15 protein-coding genes are annotated in these 16,955 nt (G+C 64.8%); 7 read left to right on the forward strand and 8 right to left on the reverse strand.

What is annotated here, in order from left to right; genetic code table 11:
- Positions 1 to 15 precede the first annotated feature (15 nt).
- The 7 genes from GTP23_RS02325 to GTP23_RS23005 all read left to right on the forward strand — a co-directional run bounded on the left by GTP23_RS02325 (position 16) and on the right by GTP23_RS23005 (position 8,107).
- The gene (locus tag GTP23_RS02325; protein ID WP_161033681.1) at positions 16 to 1,869 is read left to right on the forward strand and encodes an amidohydrolase; all 1,854 of its coding nucleotides are present in this window, start codon (positions 16 to 18) and stop codon (positions 1,867 to 1,869) included.
- Between the two features lie 10 nt (positions 1,870 to 1,879).
- Positions 1,880 to 2,107, forward strand: coding sequence for a DUF1427 family protein (locus GTP23_RS02330; RefSeq protein WP_161033682.1), 228 nt, complete (start codon positions 1,880 to 1,882; stop codon positions 2,105 to 2,107).
- Position 2,108: 1 nt separating this feature from the next.
- On the forward strand, positions 2,109 to 2,261 hold the full coding sequence (locus tag GTP23_RS02335) for a XapX domain-containing protein (protein ID WP_155432944.1): 153 nt from the start codon (positions 2,109 to 2,111) through the stop codon (positions 2,259 to 2,261).
- A 7-nt stretch (positions 2,262 to 2,268) separates the two neighbouring features.
- Entirely contained in the window at positions 2,269 to 2,721 is a 453-nt protein-coding gene (locus GTP23_RS02340) for a DoxX family protein (protein WP_161033683.1), read from the forward strand.
- Positions 2,714 to 3,364: a YoaK family protein gene (locus tag GTP23_RS02345; protein WP_161033684.1), complete on the forward strand. Its 651-nt coding sequence runs from the start codon at positions 2,714 to 2,716 to the stop codon at positions 3,362 to 3,364. Before GTP23_RS02340 ends, GTP23_RS02345 begins: the two co-directional genes overlap by 8 nt.
- An 88-nt stretch (positions 3,365 to 3,452) precedes the next feature.
- The gene (locus GTP23_RS02350; RefSeq protein WP_161033685.1) at positions 3,453 to 6,548 is read left to right on the forward strand and encodes a sensor histidine kinase; all 3,096 of its coding nucleotides are present in this window, start codon (positions 3,453 to 3,455) and stop codon (positions 6,546 to 6,548) included.
- Between the two features lie 89 nt (positions 6,549 to 6,637).
- Positions 6,638 to 8,107 (forward strand): methyl-accepting chemotaxis protein, encoded by a 1,470-nt coding sequence (locus GTP23_RS23005; RefSeq protein WP_161033686.1) that lies wholly within the window; start codon positions 6,638 to 6,640, stop codon positions 8,105 to 8,107.
- A gap of 12 nt (positions 8,108 to 8,119) precedes the next feature.
- Here GTP23_RS23005 and GTP23_RS02360 read toward each other — a convergent pair whose 3' ends face one another.
- The 8 genes from GTP23_RS02360 to GTP23_RS02395 form a co-directional block, all read right to left on the reverse strand.
- The gene (locus tag GTP23_RS02360) at positions 8,120 to 10,237 is read right to left on the reverse strand and encodes a TonB-dependent receptor plug domain-containing protein (protein ID WP_161033687.1); all 2,118 of its coding nucleotides are present in this window, start codon (positions 10,235 to 10,237) and stop codon (positions 8,120 to 8,122) included.
- Between the two features lie 157 nt (positions 10,238 to 10,394).
- Positions 10,395 to 10,781: a DUF2946 domain-containing protein gene (locus GTP23_RS02365; RefSeq protein ID WP_161033688.1), complete on the reverse strand. Its 387-nt coding sequence runs from the start codon at positions 10,779 to 10,781 to the stop codon at positions 10,395 to 10,397.
- A 76-nt stretch (positions 10,782 to 10,857) separates the two neighbouring features.
- On the reverse strand, positions 10,858 to 11,694 hold the full coding sequence (locus tag GTP23_RS02370) for a MetQ/NlpA family ABC transporter substrate-binding protein (RefSeq protein WP_161033689.1): 837 nt from the start codon (positions 11,692 to 11,694) through the stop codon (positions 10,858 to 10,860).
- A 52-nt stretch (positions 11,695 to 11,746) separates the two neighbouring features.
- Entirely contained in the window at positions 11,747 to 12,409 is a 663-nt protein-coding gene (locus GTP23_RS02375; protein WP_161033690.1) for a methionine ABC transporter permease, read from the reverse strand.
- The gene (locus GTP23_RS02380; protein ID WP_161033691.1) at positions 12,402 to 13,196 is read right to left on the reverse strand and encodes a methionine ABC transporter ATP-binding protein; all 795 of its coding nucleotides are present in this window, start codon (positions 13,194 to 13,196) and stop codon (positions 12,402 to 12,404) included. Before GTP23_RS02380 ends, GTP23_RS02375 begins: the two co-directional genes overlap by 8 nt.
- Positions 13,197 to 13,387: 191 nt before the next feature.
- Positions 13,388 to 13,771, reverse strand: coding sequence for a hypothetical protein (locus GTP23_RS02385; protein ID WP_161033692.1), 384 nt, complete (start codon positions 13,769 to 13,771; stop codon positions 13,388 to 13,390).
- A 30-nt stretch (positions 13,772 to 13,801) separates the two neighbouring features.
- The gene (locus GTP23_RS02390; RefSeq protein ID WP_161033693.1) at positions 13,802 to 15,859 is read right to left on the reverse strand and encodes a sensor histidine kinase; all 2,058 of its coding nucleotides are present in this window, start codon (positions 15,857 to 15,859) and stop codon (positions 13,802 to 13,804) included.
- A gap of 146 nt (positions 15,860 to 16,005) precedes the next feature.
- Entirely contained in the window at positions 16,006 to 16,743 is a 738-nt protein-coding gene (locus GTP23_RS02395; RefSeq protein WP_161033694.1) for a substrate-binding periplasmic protein, read from the reverse strand.
- Positions 16,744 to 16,955: the final 212 nt, after the last annotated feature.

Genomic DNA, 16,955 nt, shown 5'->3' on the forward strand with positions numbered 1-16,955 from the left:
ACCGGAAGGCCCCCCATGTCCGCAGACCTGATACTCCATAACGGCCAGTTCCACACCGTGGACCGCAGCCAGCCACTGGCCACGGCCGTCGCCATCAAGGATGGCAAATTCCTCGCCGTCGGCGACGACGCCAGCATCATGCGCTTGCTGACCGAACAGACCCGCGTGATCGACCTGCAGAAACGCTGCGTGATCCCCGGCTTGAACGATTCCCACATTCATCTGATCCGCGGCGGACTCAATTACAACCTCGAACTGCGCTGGGAAGGCGTGCCTTCGCTGGCCGATGCGCTGCGCATGCTCAAGCAGCAGGCTTTGCGCACGCCATCGCCGCAGTGGGTGCGCGTGGTGGGCGGCTGGACGGAATTCCAGTTTGCCGAACGGCGCATGCCTACGCTCGATGAAATCAACACGGCGGCGCCCGATACGCCCGTGTTCATCCTGCACCTGTACGACCGCGCTCTGCTCAACCGTGCCGCCTTGCGCGCGGTGGGCTATACCAAGGACACGCCGAATCCCCTCGGTGGCGAAATCCAGCGCGATGCGTCCGGCAATCCGACCGGCATGCTGATCGCGCGTCCGAACGCCATGATTCTGTATGCCACGCTGGCCAAAGGCCCCAGGCTGCCGCTGGAAATGCAGGTCAATTCCACCCGCCAGTTCATGCGCGAACTGAACCGGCTAGGCCTGACCAGCGCCATCGATGCGGGCGGCGGCTTCCAGAACTACCCGGAAGACTACGCCATCATCGACCAGCTGGCGCGCGAGCAGCAGCTCACCGTGCGCATTGCCTACAACCTGTTCACCCAGAACAAGGGGCAGGAGTTGCAGGACTTCGAGCGCTGGAGCGAGATGGTCAAGCCCGGCGATGGCAGCGATTTCTACCGCCACAACGGCGCCGGTGAAATGCTGGTGTTCTCGGCTGCGGACTTTGAAGACTTCCTCGAGCCGCGCCCCGATCTGGCCGCCGGTATGGAAGACGAACTGGAAAAAGTGGTGCGCCATCTGGTCAGCCAGCGCTGGCCCTTCCGTCTGCACGCTACCTATGACGAATCGATCAGCCGCATGCTGGACGTGTTCGAAAAGGTCAACCGCGAGATTCCTTTCGATGGCCTGCACTGGATGTTCGACCACGCCGAGACTATCTCCGAGCGCAATATCGAACGGGTGCGCGCACTGGGCGGCGGCATCGCCATCCAGCACCGCATGGCTTTCCAGGGCGAGTACTTTGTCGAACGCTATGGCGCCGAGGCGGCCAGCGCCACGCCGCCCGTGGCCAAGATGCTGGAAATGGGCGTGCCGGTCGGTGCCGGCACCGATGCTACCCGTGTGGCCAGCTACAACCCGTGGACGGCGCTGTACTGGCTGGTGTCCGGCTGCACCGTGGGCGGCTTGCGCATCGCCGGCGTGAACGCCCGCCTGTCGCGCGATGCAGCGCTGGAGCTGTGGACCCGGGGCAGTAGCTGGTTCTCCAACGAGCAGGGCAAGAAAGGCCAGATCAAGCAAGGCCAGCTGGCCGATCTGGCCGTGCTGTCGGCCGATTACTTCAGCGTGCCGGAAGGCTGCATCAAGGATATCGAATCCGTGCTCACTATCGTCGACGGCAAGATCGTCTATGGCGCAGCCGAATTCGGCCCGCTCGGTCCGCCGGCCTTGCCCGTGCTGCCCGAGTGGTCGCCTGTGAGCAAAGTCAGCGGCCATTACCGCGCCGTGTATTCGTCCCAGGCCACACCGGCGCTGGCGCACCAGTGCCGCGGTGCCTGTGGCGTGCACGCGCACCAGCATGATGTGGCGCGCCGCTCCAAAGTGCCCGTGTCCGACTACGCCGGCTTCTGGGGCGCGTTCGGCTGCAGCTGCTTTGCTTTCTGACGGAGGGGCTATGTCTTATGCCAAAGTGTTACTGGGGCTGGTGATCTCGTTCATCACCGGTGCCGGCTGCCAGCTACTGCACATTCCCGTACCGTCGCCGCCCGTGCTGAGCGGAGCGCTGCTGGTGTTTGCCATGAGCGTGGGTTACTGGCTGGTGGACCGTTCCATGCGCCACTGCGAGGCACGCCATAAAAGCCTGTGCGGCGGCCATGCCATCAGCACGGGCAAGGAGAGCTGAAATGGGACTGCTGCTAGGAGTTCTACTGGGACTGGCCATCGGTGGCCTGTGCCGCTGGCTCGATATTCCTTCACCGGCCCCGCCCACGCCCATCGGCGCACTGCTGGTGGTGGCCATGACGGCCGGCTATCTGGCCGCCGCCCAGCTGCTGTGAGGACGCCATGCTGAAATCATTCCCATGGCTGGCGCCCCAGCCCGATCTGGGCCTGCTGCTGTTGCGCCTCGGTGGCGCCGTGCTGCTGCTGACGGTGCACGGCCTGCCCAAGCTGCAGCATTACGCAGGCGAACTGGCGCATATCGACGATCCGCTACACATCGGGCGCGAGCTGACCCTGTGGCTGGCCTTGCTGGCCGAGGTCGCGTGCCCGCTGGCGATAGCGGCTGGTGTGCTCACGCGGCTGGCCTGTGTGCCCGTGCTGGTCCTGTTGCTGGTGTCCATGCTGGCGGTGCATCCGGACTGGAGTCTGGCCGACGGCCAGTTCGGCTGGCTGCTGCTGGTGATCTTTGCCAGCATCAGCGTGGCCGGCGCTGGGCGCTACACGCTGCCTGCGCTGCTGCGCATGGGGGCGCCGTCCGCTGCCCGGCCGCCGTCTGGCGGTGCTGGCCATGGCTAGCCGGCACGCGCTCGGTGTGGCGCTCGGCTATACGGCAGGCTATGTGGACACGGTGGGCTTTGTCGCTCTGTTCGGCCTGTTCACGGCCCACGTCACGGGCAACTTCGTGCTGATAGGCAGCGAGCTGGCGCGGCCCGGCCACGGTGTGCTGATCAAGCTGCTGGCCTTTCCCGCTTTCATTCTTGCGGTGGCGGCCGCGCGCTTGCTGGCCGTGTGGCTGGAAGCGCGCCAGCGTCCGGCGGCCCGGGCGCTGACGTTGCTGCAACTCGTGCTGCTGCTGGCGTTCATGTTGCTGGGCCGGGCTGCCACGCCCGTGCAGCAGACGGACGCGCTGCTGCCGCTGCTGGCCGGCATGGCCGGTGCTGCGGCGATGGGCGTGCAGAATGCGGCCAGCCGGCTGGTCTGGAGCGAACTGGCACCGACCACCGTGATGACGGGGAATGTGACCCAGCTGGTGATCGATCTGGTCGATCTGGCGCGCGCCAGTGCTGCGCCGGGCACGCTGTCGCGGCTGTGGAAATTCCTCTGGCCCGTGCTGGCCTTCGGCCTCGGTGCCATCCATGGCGCGTTTGCCTACCAGTGGGCCGGCTTCTATGCCTTGCTGCTGCCGATAGCCATACTGGGCGCGCTGCTGGCAGGCTGACGATGTGAAAAAAGTCATCGCCGCCAGCCCTTTACCTTCTTGTGTTTCTGGTTACACTATCATTTCCATAATGCCCAGAGGAATGTTTGTGTATTTTGAAAAAATGCGGGCCGCGTTGAGCAGCGGCCTGGCGGCCTGCTGTGCCATCCTGTTGCTGGTGTTGCCGCCCGCGCAGGCAGGGACCGCACTGGCCGCTCCGCCCAGCCCGCTGCTCTCCGATTACACCCATACCGCGTGGAATGGCCTGAACGGTGCCCCCATCGATGTGCACAAGATCGCCCAGACCAGCGATGGCTGGCTGTGGGCGGCCACGCCTGCCGGTCTGTTCCGTTTTGACGGCCTGCATTTTGAGCGGATGGACAAGGTGTACGGGCAGGCGCTACGCTCGAGCAATGTGATGGGTTTGCTGGCCCCGGCCGACGGCAGCCTGTGGGTGGGCTACCGGCTCGGTGGCCTGAGCGTATTCGACAGGCAGGGCGTGCGCCATTTCGGTCCCGAACAGGGCTTGCCGGATAGCGCCGTGTGGAGCATCACGCAGGGACCGGATGGTACGGTGTGGGTGGCCACCAGCGCCAGTATGGCCAGTCTGGCGCCCGGTGCGCAGCGCTTCACCACGCCCGATGCAGCGTCCGGGCTGGCCCAAACGCTGGTGCGCCAGATCGTGTTCGACCGCGCCGGTGTGCAGTGGGTGTCGGCTCAGGGCGGGGTGTATTTCCGCGCCCCCGGCGCCAGCCGCTACACGCAGGCCTGGCCACTGCTGGACCTGATGGGTATGGCGCAAGGGCCGGATGGCACCATGTGGGCCTGCGATGGCCTGAGCAAATGCTACCGCATGAGCATGACGGCACCGGCTAGCCATGCGCCAGCGCGGGCGGAAGTGGAAGGCAACGGCATCCATTTCGACCGCGCCGGCGGCATGTGGACTTTGCGCTTCCATGCGCTGCTACGCCATCTGCAGCCGGGCAGTGGGGTGGTGCCACCGGCCCAGCAGCTGAGCAAGGAAAACGGCATGAGCGGCCCGCTGCCGCAGACGTTTTTTCAGGACCGCGAAGGCAGTATCTGGATAGGTACCTCGAACGGCATCGACCGTTTGCGGCGTAACCGACTGCAGGTGATGCCCGTAGCCGTGCCGTTCGACCAGCCCATGATGGTCAGCGCCGGCAATGGCGAAATGCTGATCTCCGATTCGGCCGCGCCGCTGCGGCGCTACCTGCCCGATGGCAGCGCCCAGCCTGAGCTGCCCGGCAATTTCGATAGCGCCTACCGCGACGAGCAGGGCGCGGTCTGGCTGGGCAATGGCGACGGGCTATGGCGCCGCAACGGGCCGGCCCAGTACAGCCGCACACCCATGCCGGCCGAACTGGTGGGCTTCCCTGTGCAGGCCATGGTGCATGATCCGGTGCAGCAGATGTGGGTATCGATAGGGCGCAAAGGCCTGTACCGCATCGAGGGCGGACAGTGGCGCAAGCATGGCGGACTGGATGGCCTGCTGGACGACATGGCCATGTGTCTGGCCAGGGATGGAATGGGGCGGGTCTGGGTAGGCTATCTGCGCAATCAGGTGGCGATGATAGAAGGCCGTACGGTGCAGCGGTATGGCCCCGTGCAGGGACTGGCGCTGGGCAATGTGCTGGCCTTGCTGGTGGATGGCGATCACCTGTGGCTGGGTGGTGAAACGGGGCTGGCCGTGCTGGACCTGAAGCACAAGCCGTTGCACTTCATGCCGGTCCATCTGGCAGCGAGCGGCGTGGCGATAGGCCTGCGCGGCATCTCCGGCATCGTGCGCACGGCCGATGGCGAGCTATGGCTGCATGGCGCTAGCGGAATTACCCGCATAGGCGCCGCCGATGTACGGCGTTTGCTGGCCCAGCCGGAACAGACGGTGGCGGCCGAACAGTTCAATGCGCTCGATGGTCTGCTCGGTTTGCCGGGCCAGTTCCGCCCCCTTTCCAGCGTACTCGAGGACAGCACGGGGCGGCTGTGGTTCTCCACGGCCAGCGAAGTGGCCAGCCTTGATCCGCGCCACATTGCCCGCAATCCGCTGGCGCCGTCGGTGCAGATCACCAGCATCCGTGCAGGCGGGCTCGATTATCCGGCCGGCGCGGCAGTGCAGCTGCCGCAGGCCCAGCGCGACGTGCGCTTCAATTTTACGGCACTGAGCCTGAACATGCCGGAGCGGGTGGCGTTGCGCTACCAGTTGCAGGGTTATGACAGGGACTGGCAAGACCCGCAGGGCCGGCGCGAAGCGTTCTACACCAATCTGGCGCCGGGCAGCTACCGCTTCGTCGTCAAGGCCGCCAATGAAGACGGGGTATGGAACGAGCAGGGCGCCGACGTGTGGCTGAATATCGCACCGGCCTTCACGGAGACGGCGCTGTTCTACCTGCTGCTGGCCGGTGCGGCGCTGGTGCTGCTGTATATTTTTTACCTGTTGCGGGTGCGCTATCTGACCGCGCATATGCAGGACCTGATGCACGAACGGCTGGCCGAGCGTGCACGGATCGCCCGTGGCCTGCATGACACACTGCTGCAGAGCGTACAGGGCCTGATCATGTATTTCGACAGTCAGGCGCGGCGTCTGCCCAGCGATTCGGAAGAACGGGCCAAGCTGGAACAGACGCTGGATCTGGCCGACCAGCTGATGGTGGAAGGGCGCGAGCACATCATGGACCTGCGCAGCGAAGCCATACCGGACCAGCTGGAACAGGCGCTGCAGCAGTATGGGCGCGTGCTGCTGCATGATCACTTCACCATGCGCGTGCTGGGCAAGCCGCGTGTGCTGTGCGACGCCGTGCGCAATGAGGTGCATGCCATCACCCGTGAGGCGCTGCTCAATGCGGCGCGCCACGCCAAGGCCAGCATGGTGGTGCTGGAAATCGATTACCAGCGCGATTACTTCATCGTGCGGGTCAGCGATAACGGTCAGGGGCTGCCGTGCCACATCGCCCAGACCGGCCAGCGCGAAGGGCACTGGGGGCTGGTGGGCATGAAGGAAAGGGCCGTAGCCATGGGCGCCCAGTTCCGCCTTGATTCGGCTGCGGGGCAGGGCACCCGCATCGAGCTCAGACTGAGCATGACGCTGGCCACCGCCCAGCCGGGCAAGCCTGACCTGTCGGGCCAGGCGGGAGTGCTGCCGCCGGCCTGGTGGCGCAGGCTGTTGCGCCGGCTGGCACGGGGTAAATAAATACTTCCCGATCAGAGAACTCTGGCATATCATCGCGCAAGCAGCCTAGCGTCGCGGTAATCCTTCAGATCTCACATCGGGAGTATTTCATGCAAGAGCGTTATGATCCGTTGCAAGCCATCGCCGAGCAGGCCGACAAGATTATGCTGGGCGTGCTGGGCGCCTTGCTGCTGTTTTCCTTTGCGCTGGCAGGCCTGAACCAGACCTGGGGCCTGGCCCTGCTGATCGGCGTGCCCGCTGCCGCCATTCCCGCCCTGCTGCACTTCAACGCGCCCGGCGCCTTGCCGACCCGCTGCATCATCGCCGTAGCGCTGATGGTGTTCGCGGCGCTGAATATCCATCAGGGTGCGGGCCTGACGGAACTGCACTTCGGTATCTTCGTCTATCTGGCTTTTCTGCTGGCTTACCGCGACTGGCGCCCCATCGTGGTGGCGGCGGCCGTGATCGCCGTGCACCACCTGAGTTTCCACTATCTGCAGGAATGGGGCTATGGCGTGATGTGCTTTACCCGCCCGCAGCTCTCCACGGTGTTTATCCATGCGGCCTATGTGGTAGTGGAGTCGGCAGTGCTGATTCATCTGGCCCTGATCCTGCGCCGTGCAGCCTGTCAGGCGGCCGAGCTGGAAAGCATAGTGGCAGCGCTGGCCGCCATCGAAGGGCGCATCGATCTGTCGGCAGCGGAGACCAGCCCGCGCAGCCGGTTAGCGAGCAAGCTGGTGGAAATGCTCACTACTATGCGCGAGACCATAGGCGGGGTGCGCGCCGGGGCCGATGCCATCGCTGCTGCTTCGGGCGAGATCGCGCACGGGAATGCCGAACTGTCGCGCCGCACCGAACGTCAGGCCAGCAGCGTGGAGCAGACGGCCACCTCGATGGCGCGGCTGGCGGCCATGGTGCGGCAGAATAACGAGAGTGCGCGCCAGGCCAATGCACTGGCACAGAGCGCCTCGCAGATCGCCGAGCGCGGCGGCGAGGCAGTGCGGCAGGTGGTCGATACCATGGGCGTCATCAATGCCTCCTCGCGCCAGATCGTCGACATCATCAGCGTCATCGATGGCATCGCTTTCCAGACCAATATCCTGGCCCTGAACGCCGCGGTGGAAGCGGCCCGCGCGGGCGAGCAGGGGCGCGGCTTCGCCGTGGTGGCGACCGAGGTGCGCAATCTGGCGCACCGCTCCGCTGCGGCGGCCAAGGAAATCAAGGAGCTGATCAACAACACCGTGCAGACGGTGGAAAGCGGCAGCCGGCTGGTCGACGGCGCCGGCAGCACCATGCTGGAAGTGGTCAGCAGCGTGCAGCGCGTGACGGCCATCATGGGCGAAATGAGCAATGCCAATCAGGAGCAGAACGAAGGCATAGAACGGATCAACCATGCCATCGTGGCGTTTGATGAGACCACCCAGCAGAATGCTGCGCTGGTGGAAGAAGATGCTGTAGCGGCCGATGCGCTGGCACAGGAAGCCCAGCATCTGGCGGCGCTGGTGGCCGCCTTCAAGCTGGGCGAGCGCCAGAACGCGGCGGCGGCCAGCGCCCCCCGTCTGGCCCTCGCGGCCAGCTAGCGGCGGCGCCGCCTAGAAGCTGTAGCTCAGTCCTGCATCGAAGGAACGGCCCATGCCGGGCAGGGCGCGCAGACTGCCGCCTGCGGCACGCAGGCCGGACAGGTAGACGCCGGACAGCGGATCGGCATAGGTCTTGTCGAGCAGATTGCTGATACCCGCGTTCAGCTGCAGCTGTTTGCCCAGCTGGTAGCGCGTGTGCAAGGCCAGCAAGCCATAGCCGGCCGTCGCCGCTTCGATACGGCGCTGATCGAGCTGGGTCTTGCGTCTCACCAGCTTGAGTTCGAGCTGGTTAGTCCACGCACCGCTGCGCTGCTCCAGCGTCAGCAGGGTATTGAGCGGCATGATGTGATACAGGGCGCCGCCATCGGCGCGCTGGCCCCGGCTGTAGGCTGCCGTGCCGTTCAGGTTCAACGCGCCCAGTGCAGCCGGTGCCGCCAGCGGCAGCTGCCAGCTCAGATTGGCGCCGTACAGGCGGGCGTTGTGGTTGGCAAACTGCAGCAGGGCACCATTAGCGGCGGTCTGGCCATAGGGATTGAACTGGCCCAGCACATCCACATCGATGTAGTCCTGCACGCGGTTGTAATACGGGTTGAACTTGACGAACCAGCTGCGCGCGCCGCTACCGCCATGCCAGTGCGCCGTGGCGGCCAGCGTGTAGGCCGTTTCAGGCCGCAGGTCGAGATTGCCCACATAGCCGTTGCCGTCGCCGAACCAGTTGGTCATGGTCATGGCCATCTTGCCGCGTCCCCACGAGTAGCGCTCGTACAGATTGGGCGAGCGGGTCTTGCGTGCTGCTGCCAGCTCGTAGCTGCTGCTAGCATCGGCCTCGTAGCGGGCCAGCGCGGTCAGATCGTAGTTGTTGTCGCGCAGCTTGTGTGCGCGTGCGTTGAATACTTTGGCGGCGGCCGCATCGGCCGCATTCATCATATTGCTGGCATAGGGCTGCACGGCGCCCGTATCCATGCGTACCGACTCCCAGCGGGCACCGAACAGGCTAGTCCACTGCGCGTTATGCCGGGTTTCTGCTTCACCGTACAGGGCCAGCCGGTCGCGCTGGCCGCCGTTGATATTCACATAGGTCTGCGGTCCCATCATCATGGAACCGGCGACGGCTGGCCAGTAATCGTCGAGCCGGAACACATGGTATTCCTGACCGACGCGCAGCAGCGTGCCTTCGCCTTGCGGCAGGCTGGCCTTCAGGCTATAGCCGGTATTGCGGCCTTGCGTCAGCATAGGCATCATGCCCTTGCGTTCGGGCGTGAAGAAGCCCATATCGTGGCTGGTGCGCTCCCAGTAGGCACTGGCATCGAGCTCGCCCCAGCCGTAGCGGGCGTGATAGCTGGCGTTGCCGTAGCGCCCAGTGTTGTCCGTCATATCCATGTACTGGTTGGGGTAGCCCTGATACGGAATATGCTGGGTGCCGAGGCGCACGCTCAGTTGCTGGCCATCGCCGCGCCAGCCCAGCAGCACGGCCTGATTGATGCTCTCGTACAGGCTGGCCAGCACGGTCTGGCCATTGCCATCCTGATAGCTATGGCTGCGTGCATAGGCGGCGTTATAGCCCACGCTCAGCGTATCGCTGGCGACGCTGGCGCTGATGCCGCTGCTCAGGCCATTGCCATTGCTGCGCCCGGAGAAACTCAGCTTGCCACTGCTGCGCAAGACGCCGGCCGTATCCGCATACACGGGGGCGGCGGAACGCACGGTGATGGTACCGCCTATGCTGTCGCCGCCCGCGCTGACGGGCGTGACGCCGGCCAGCACATCGATGTGGCCGACCTGGGTGGGATCGATGTAGGACAGCGGGGCGTTCATGTGGTTGGCGCAGGCCGAGGTGATTTCCATGCCGTCGATGCGGATTTTCAGGCGGTCGTCAGCCAGACCGTTCACGCTGGGCAGGCCGGACACGCCGCCGCCCTGCGCCACGTTATAGCCGGCGATGGCGCTGAGTAGCTGGCTGGTGTCGCCTATGCCGGACGGGCGCGTGGGCAAGCCTTCGGCCATGGCCGTGACGAGCACTTTCAGGCGCGGTTCCTGATGTAGATCACTTTCGGTCTGGGCGTGGGCGCTGGCGGCAAAACTCAGGCCGGCGGCAGCCAGCAGATGCAGGGGGTGTGCAGAGAACTTCATATTATCCTTGGTACGTATCGGTTACTGCGAGCTTGCTGTGTTATGTACGCAGGCCGGCCGCGTACCGGCCTATCGGCCTGGGGTACGGACGTGCAGCAGCCTGCGCCGGACTCGCGGCGCTAGTGAGCGCTTGAAAAAAATGGAGGAAAAGGAGAACTCAGGCGCGCACGGGCGGCGCACGCGGATTTGCGGCCGACCAGACGTGGGCCGTGTGGGCTGAAGAGTAGTAGCGGGCAGGATAGAGCGCGCGTCCGCTCACGGCGGGCAGCACCAGCGTGGCCGTGGCGGGCAGTGCAAGCAGCGGGCTGTGGGTGGCGCAGTACAGGCAGTGTTCGATGCCGGCTTTGGCGGGCGTGCTTTCGCGCTGGCCATCGCCATCGAGCTTGATCAGCTTAGTGCCGCTGGTGGTACAGATTTCGATGCTGCTGCTGCGGCCCTGCTGGTATTCGAGCGCGCGCGTGATGCTGGGCGCGACCAGGCCGAACAGGAAAGTCAGCATGACTATCCATACTTGCAGTAGGCGGCGCTGGGCGAAGAAATTCATGCGCCGATTATAGACTAGCCTTGCCAGAAAGCCTACGCAGCGCTGTGCTGCACGGTCGTCGCGGCGACGGGCTGGGCTAGCGCGCCGCCGCTTGCTGCGTCAGCTGGTAGTCAGTCTTGGCATAGCCTTGCAGATGCTGGTTGGTGTAATCGAGGAAGGCGCGCGAGCGGTAGGCAGCGGCGATGTCGCGCGCATAGGGCTTGTCCTTGTCGGCGCTGCGCACGGCCACCAGATTGATGTAGTTGGGCGAAATCTTTTCCGTGATCAGTGCATCGGTCAGTTTCAGGCCGGAGGCCAGGGCGAAATTGCCGTTGACGAAAGCGTAGTCGCTATCCTGCAGCGAGCGCGGTAGCTGGGCCGCTTCCAGTGCCACCAGCTTGAGCTTCTTGAGGTTGACGGCGATATCTTTTTCCGACGCGCGCAGCGGATCGATCTGGGGGCGCAGGCGTATCCAGCCCAGCTGGTCGAGCAGCACCAGTGCGCGGGCCTGATTGGTGGGATCGTTGGGCATGGTGACCAGCGCGCCTTCACGTACTTCGGTCAGCGCCTTGTGCTTTTTGCTGTACAGCGCTATCGGCGCAGTGGGAATGGTAATCAGCTCGCTGAGCGCGAGTTTGTGTTCGCTGGCGAACTGGCGCAGGTAGACGATGTGCTGGAAGATGTTGGCATCGAGCGCGCCTTCGGCCAGCGCGAAATTGGGCTGGATGTAGTCACTGAATTCCACCACCTTCACTTTATAGCCCTGCTTTTCCAGTATCGGTTTGATGCCGAACTTGACCTGATCGGCATACGGCCCGACGCTGGTGCCGATCACCAGTTCGTGCGGGTCGCGCGCGGCCACGTTGTGGCTGGCCAGCATGGCCAGCGAAAGGCCGAGCAGGCGGCGGCGTACTACGGAACGATGGGATGGCATGGCGGTTCTTTCTCCGTCTATCTAGTCAGGTAATGGGGGGAAGGGATAGGGTTCAGCGCCGGTCGAGGCGGCGCGCCAGCCGGCTGCCGCCGAACTGGATCAGCTGCACCAGCAGCACCAGCACGGCGATGGTGCACACCATCATGCTGGTGTCGAAACGGTAGTAGCCGAAGCGTATGGCCAGATCGCCGATGCCGCCGCCACCCACCACGCCGGCCACGGCCGAGTAGGACAGGAAGCTGATCGCCAGCACCGTCAGCGCGCTGACCAGACCGGAACGGGCCTCCACCAGCAGCACCCTGCGCACGATCTGCCACGGACTGGCACCCATGGCCACCGCCGCTTCCAGCACGCCGCGGGGCACTTCATGCAGCTGCTGCTCGACCAGCCGGGCAAAATACGGCACGGCCGCGCAGGCCAGCGGTACCGAGGCCGCCAGCGGGCCGATGGAACTGCCGACGATCAAACGCGTCAGCGGCACCAGCGCCACCAGCAAGATGATGAAGGGGAAGGAGCGCAAGGTATTCACCAGCCAGCCCAGTACCGCGGCCAGTACGCGCTGCTGCAGGATCTGCCCGGGGCCCAGCAGGAAGAGCAGCACACCGAGCGGGCCGCCCAGCAGCAGCGCCACGCTCAGGCAGATGGCCAGCATCAGCAGGGTCTGGCCCAGTGCCTGCCACAGCTCGGGCGCTATCGTCAGTACGGTGTCAAGCATGCTGCACTCCCGCCCAGCTGGCAGCCAGACCGGCTTCGCTGCGGTAGAAGGCCAGCTCGCGTCCCAGCGCCGTGTGGCGCACGCGGGCCGTATCGGCCGGATCGAACTGTTCGGCGATACGGCCCTCGTCCATCACCACGATGCGGTGACAGAGCTGGCTCAGTGCCGCCAGTTCGTGGCTGACGATGACGATGGTGACGCCCAGTGTCTGGTTGATGTTGCGCAGAGTGGTCAGTATGCTGCGCGTGGTATCGGCATCGAGCGCGGAAGTGGGTTCGTCGCACAGCAGCACTTCGGGGCGGCTGGCCAGAGCGCGGGCGATGGCCACGCGCTGTTTCTGGCCGCCCGATAGCTGGGCCGGATAGCTGCCGGCACGTGCGCTCAGGCCGACGATGTCCAGACATTCGCTGACCCGTGCTGCCAGCCTTGGCGGATTCAGGCGCTCGTGCAGGCGCAGGGGAAAGGCGATGTTGTCGTACACCGTCAGGTTGTGCAGCAGGTTGTAGTGCTGGAACACCATGCCTATCTGCTCGCGTGCACGGCGCAGCTGTGCGGCCGGCATGCGGGTAAGTTCCTGTCCGTTGAGCTGCACGCTGCCGCGCTCGGGCCGCTCCAGCAGGTTGAAGCAGCGCAGCAGGGTGGATTTGCCGGCGCCGCTGCGGCCTATCAGGCCGACGATCTGGCCGGCGGCGATACTCAGGCTGACGTCCTGCAGGACCGGATACTGGCTGCCATCAGGCAGAGGATAGTTTTTACTGACGCCGTGTAGCTGGATGAGATCGTGCATGGTGGCCCGCCGCGCTGGTGTTGGGAAGGTGGCCCATGGCTGCGATGCGAACCATGGGCCGGCCGGCTGCCGGATGTGGCAGCGGGCTATCAGTGCGGCAGTATGCGCTGCGCGGGCGGCAGCGTGAACGAAGATATTCGCGTTAGTAAATGCAGTTTATGCACGAGCATGTACTGGCCCGGCGGAGCGATTCAGGCCGGCCGGCGCTGGCGCCACAGCACCCAGCCGCTGGCCAGCAGCAGGCTGGCCGCCAGCAGGTTGAGCACCACGACGCCGCTGGCCAGATGCAGCACCATGCCGAGGCTGACGCCGGCCTTGACGGCCCACTGGGCACTGCCGTCGTAGGCATAGTAGCTGACCACCTGCACGCCGTAATACAGCAGCGCGCCATACCAGCCTAGCCGCTGCTGCTTGAGGGCCAGCGCGGCCGCGCCTATGCCCAGCATGGCCACGCCTATCAGTATGGCCAGCGGCATGCCGCTATGGGGCTCGCCCAGCCAGCCCAGACAGACGCCCAGCGTCAGCAAGCCATTGAGTAACAGGACTCTGGCCAGCCACTTTTCAAATTCCTGCATCAAGTTGGTGTTTCTTTCCGGTGGAGTGATTCAAGCATCGAGTCCGTCAGGCAGGCGTAACTGGAAGTGGCTGCCGATGCCGGGTGTGCTGTCGAGTATAACCTGACCGCGCATCATGCTGACCACCATGCTGTGCACACTGGCCAGGCCCAGCCCCGTGCCCGTCAGCCCCAGCTGGGTAGTGAAGAAAGGTTCGAACACATGGGACAGATGCTCGGGCGCGATGCCGCAGCCATCGTCTATCCAGTCGATCACCACCGTGTGTTCCTGCAGCGCCGCGCGCACCACGATGTTGCCGCTGGTGCGGCGGGCAAATGCGTGCATCAGGCAGTTATCGAGCAGGTGCTGGAACACGATCTGGCAGGCGCCCGGATAGCCTACCAGCCATAGCTGCTCGGGCATGGCCAGCGTCAGCGTGATGCCGCGCTTGTGCAATGGGGGGCGCCAGTTGTCGGCGCAGTAGCGCAGGCGGTCGCTCAGGTCGAAGCGGCTGGCCACTTCCTGCGCCGGTTCGCCCGACAGGCTCTTGAAACGGTCCACCAGCTGGCTGATCTGATACAGGGCGCGGTCGACCAGCGCGCCGCCTTGCAGCACATCGTCCAGCACCCGATCGAGCTGGCTGCGGCGCAGGCTGCCCGTGGCCACGGTCTGCTGCAGCGTGGCGGCCTGCTCGGTGATGGCGCTGGCCGCCACGCGCGCATTGCCGAGCGGAGTATTGAGTTCGTGCGCCATGCCGACCACCAGCCGCGACAGGCCCAGCTGCTTTTCCTGCTGCATCAGCGAGTGCATGGCCTGCTCCAGCGCTGCCGTGCGTTCGCGCACTTCCTGCTCGAGCCGGTCGTGTGCTGTCTGCAGCGCCGCTTCGGCGGCCTGGCGCACGGCCACTTCGCGCTGCAGGCTGTCCAGCGTCTGCTGCAATTCCTGATTGCGCTGTACCAGCGAATTTTCCAGCACGGTGCCGTGCTGGGCCAGCAGCGCGTTCTGGTAGAGCAGCTGGGGCCGTTCCATCACGGCCGTCAGGGTCTCGCCCAGCGAGGTGGAAAGCTCGCGCTTGTAATAGCGCTCCATCGCCACCTGATCGATGGTGGCCTGCAGCGCCTGTTCCAGATAGCCCCAGCGGCGGCCATAGCGGCGGATTGCATACAGGCTGATTTCGCGCAGCCGGCTAGGGTGCAGCGATTCGCGCGCCAGTGTGGCATCGTAGGACAGCAGATCCTGCCATGCCTGCTGGCGTTCGCCTTCGGCACACTGGATCAGCAGGCGGCACAGGTGCAGCCACGGTTCCCAGTAGCCGTCGTTGCCGTATTTGGCATACACCTGCTGCATGTAGTGGCGGCTGTCGCTGGTCTGCTCGCGCGTGGCCGACACCACGGCCAGATTCAGCAGCGCCACGCATTCCTGCGATTCCAGCCCGAATTTGCGGGTGCACTGCAGCACCTGCACGCGGCGCGACAGACAATCGCTCCAGTGCTGGTCGGCCTTGACGGGATCGCCTTCTTCCAGCGCCAGATAGTAGGAAGCAGAGGCGGAATAATCGAGCAGGGTGGTGTAGATGGCGGGACTGAGCGTGTCGCGCTGGGCCAGCATGGTGGCGCAGAACTGGCGCAGCTCCTCGTGCATTTCCGCGCTCAGCATGACGCGGCAGCGTGCCGCCTTCATCTGCACCACCAGTTCCGGCAGGGCGCAGCGTTCGTATAGCTCGGCGGCGCGGGCCAGGCTGTCCAGCGCTGCATGGTGCAAACGCATGCGCATCTGCACCCAGTGCAGGGCGCGGAAGGCGGCCGCCTGGGCCAGCGGATGCTGTTCGGTCTGGGCTTGCAGCTGCAGCGATTTGGCCGGCATCAGCAGCGCTTCGGCTACGTTTTCCAGATTGGCGGCGCGGTCCAGCAACTGGAAGGCTTCCAGTTCCAGCTTTTGCGAAGCATTGAGTTTTTCCGTCTGCAGCTGCAGCAGCACGGGACGCAAGTGCAGCATTTCATGGCCGGACAGGCAGACCCGCAGTTTGCGCAACTGTAGCTCCGCCCCGGCGATGGCGGCGCCAGTGGCGGCGGCATACGCTTGCGGTGGACGGATTTCAGAAGCAGACATGGCGAGACCTTGTGGTGCACTAGCACGTGCAAGGAGTATCCCATGAAGTCGCTTGCAGCCAAACAGCGAGAGGCGGGCAAGCTAGCCGGGTGTTGCTATTTCGCAGCTAACATAGCAAATCGGCAAACTGTCTTTCAGGACAAGGGCTAGTGGTTTTTCCACTTGCGCTCGATGGCGGCGCGGGTGCCGTTCAGCACGATGGCGGCGTAGCCGCGGTTGAACAGCAGGCGCGCCTGCTCGCCCTGCGGGTGCAGGCTGCTGAAGCCGATATACGAACCCTGCGGCGTGGTTTCGAAAGCGAACACCACCTGCTGTACGCCGGCCTTGCTGATCAGGGTATCGTCGCTCTTGAAGTCATCCATCATGCTGACCACCAGATCGACGTGGCCGACCGCCAGCTTTTTCAGATTGGTTTCTTCCGAGCGGGCCTGCAGCAGATGGATGCCGCGCTCCGTCAGGCGCAGGATGGCGGGCGGATATTCATAGCCGTTGACGATGCCGATGCGCAGGCCGGCTGGCAGCTCGGCCAGCGTGCGGGCCGCCACCGGGCGGCTGGCATGGTAGTAAAAGCGCGGGTAGGCATAGAACAGGGGCAGGCCGGATAGCCGCACCTTGCCCTCCAGCTCGGGGGCATCGGACATGCTGAGGCAGGCCGCGACGGCGCCGCTGAGCACGTATTTCTTGCAGCGCGCATACGGTACTACCGTCAGCTTGACGGGGGTATCCATGGCGGCAAAAGCAGCCAGCACGATTTCATTGGCATAACCGCTGCCGTCCGGATTGGACATGGGCGCCGCCGCATCCTCCACCATGATTTCTATCGGCCCGGCCAGCGCCAGTGCGCTCACCAGACTCCCTATGCAGACTGCCAGCAGACGGCGCATGGCCCGACTCCGTAAACGAATGCCAAATTGCGGAAATAGTTGCGGATCATGGTAGCGTAAACCGTCACCCGCCAGTGCCATGCTTGCTGCAAGTCTGGCATGGCTACAACGGCGCTACGGCAATTTTGGTGGACAAATGGCGCCAAAACGTTCAGATTGGAAGGGCCTGCACTGGTATCGCCCCGAGCTTGCGATATGCTGCCCCGCAGGTG

It is taken from the genome of Duganella fentianensis (assembly GCF_009857835.1).
GTDB lineage: Bacteria > Pseudomonadota > Gammaproteobacteria > Burkholderiales > Burkholderiaceae_D > Rugamonas > Rugamonas fentianensis.

Bases quoted from the DNA above. Each gene is read 5' to 3' on its own strand.
- GTP23_RS02390 (WP_161033693.1), bottom strand. From the start codon at position 15,859: ATGTCTGCTTCTGAAATCCGTCCACCGCAAGCGTATGCCGCCGCCACT.
- GTP23_RS02360 (WP_161033687.1), bottom strand. From the start codon at position 10,237: ATGAAGTTCTCTGCACACCCCCTGCATCTGCTGGCTGCCGCCGGCCTG.
- GTP23_RS02340 (WP_161033683.1), top strand. From the start codon at position 2,269: ATGCTGAAATCATTCCCATGGCTGGCGCCCCAGCCCGATCTGGGCCTG.
- GTP23_RS02375 (WP_161033690.1), bottom strand. From the start codon at position 12,409: ATGCTTGACACCGTACTGACGATAGCGCCCGAGCTGTGGCAGGCACTG.
- GTP23_RS02345 (WP_161033684.1), top strand. From the start codon at position 2,714: ATGGCTAGCCGGCACGCGCTCGGTGTGGCGCTCGGCTATACGGCAGGC.
- GTP23_RS02325 (WP_161033681.1), top strand. From the start codon at position 16: ATGTCCGCAGACCTGATACTCCATAACGGCCAGTTCCACACCGTGGAC.
- GTP23_RS02365 (WP_161033688.1), bottom strand. From the start codon at position 10,781: ATGAATTTCTTCGCCCAGCGCCGCCTACTGCAAGTATGGATAGTCATG.
- GTP23_RS02395 (WP_161033694.1), bottom strand. From the start codon at position 16,743: ATGCGCCGTCTGCTGGCAGTCTGCATAGGGAGTCTGGTGAGCGCACTG.
- GTP23_RS02380 (WP_161033691.1), bottom strand. From the start codon at position 13,196: ATGCACGATCTCATCCAGCTACACGGCGTCAGTAAAAACTATCCTCTG.
- GTP23_RS02370 (WP_161033689.1), bottom strand. From the start codon at position 11,694: ATGCCATCCCATCGTTCCGTAGTACGCCGCCGCCTGCTCGGCCTTTCG.
- GTP23_RS23005 (WP_161033686.1), top strand. From the start codon at position 6,638: ATGCAAGAGCGTTATGATCCGTTGCAAGCCATCGCCGAGCAGGCCGAC.
- GTP23_RS02330 (WP_161033682.1), top strand. From the start codon at position 1,880: ATGTCTTATGCCAAAGTGTTACTGGGGCTGGTGATCTCGTTCATCACC.
- GTP23_RS02335 (WP_155432944.1), top strand. From the start codon at position 2,109: ATGGGACTGCTGCTAGGAGTTCTACTGGGACTGGCCATCGGTGGCCTG.
- GTP23_RS02385 (WP_161033692.1), bottom strand. From the start codon at position 13,771: ATGCAGGAATTTGAAAAGTGGCTGGCCAGAGTCCTGTTACTCAATGGC.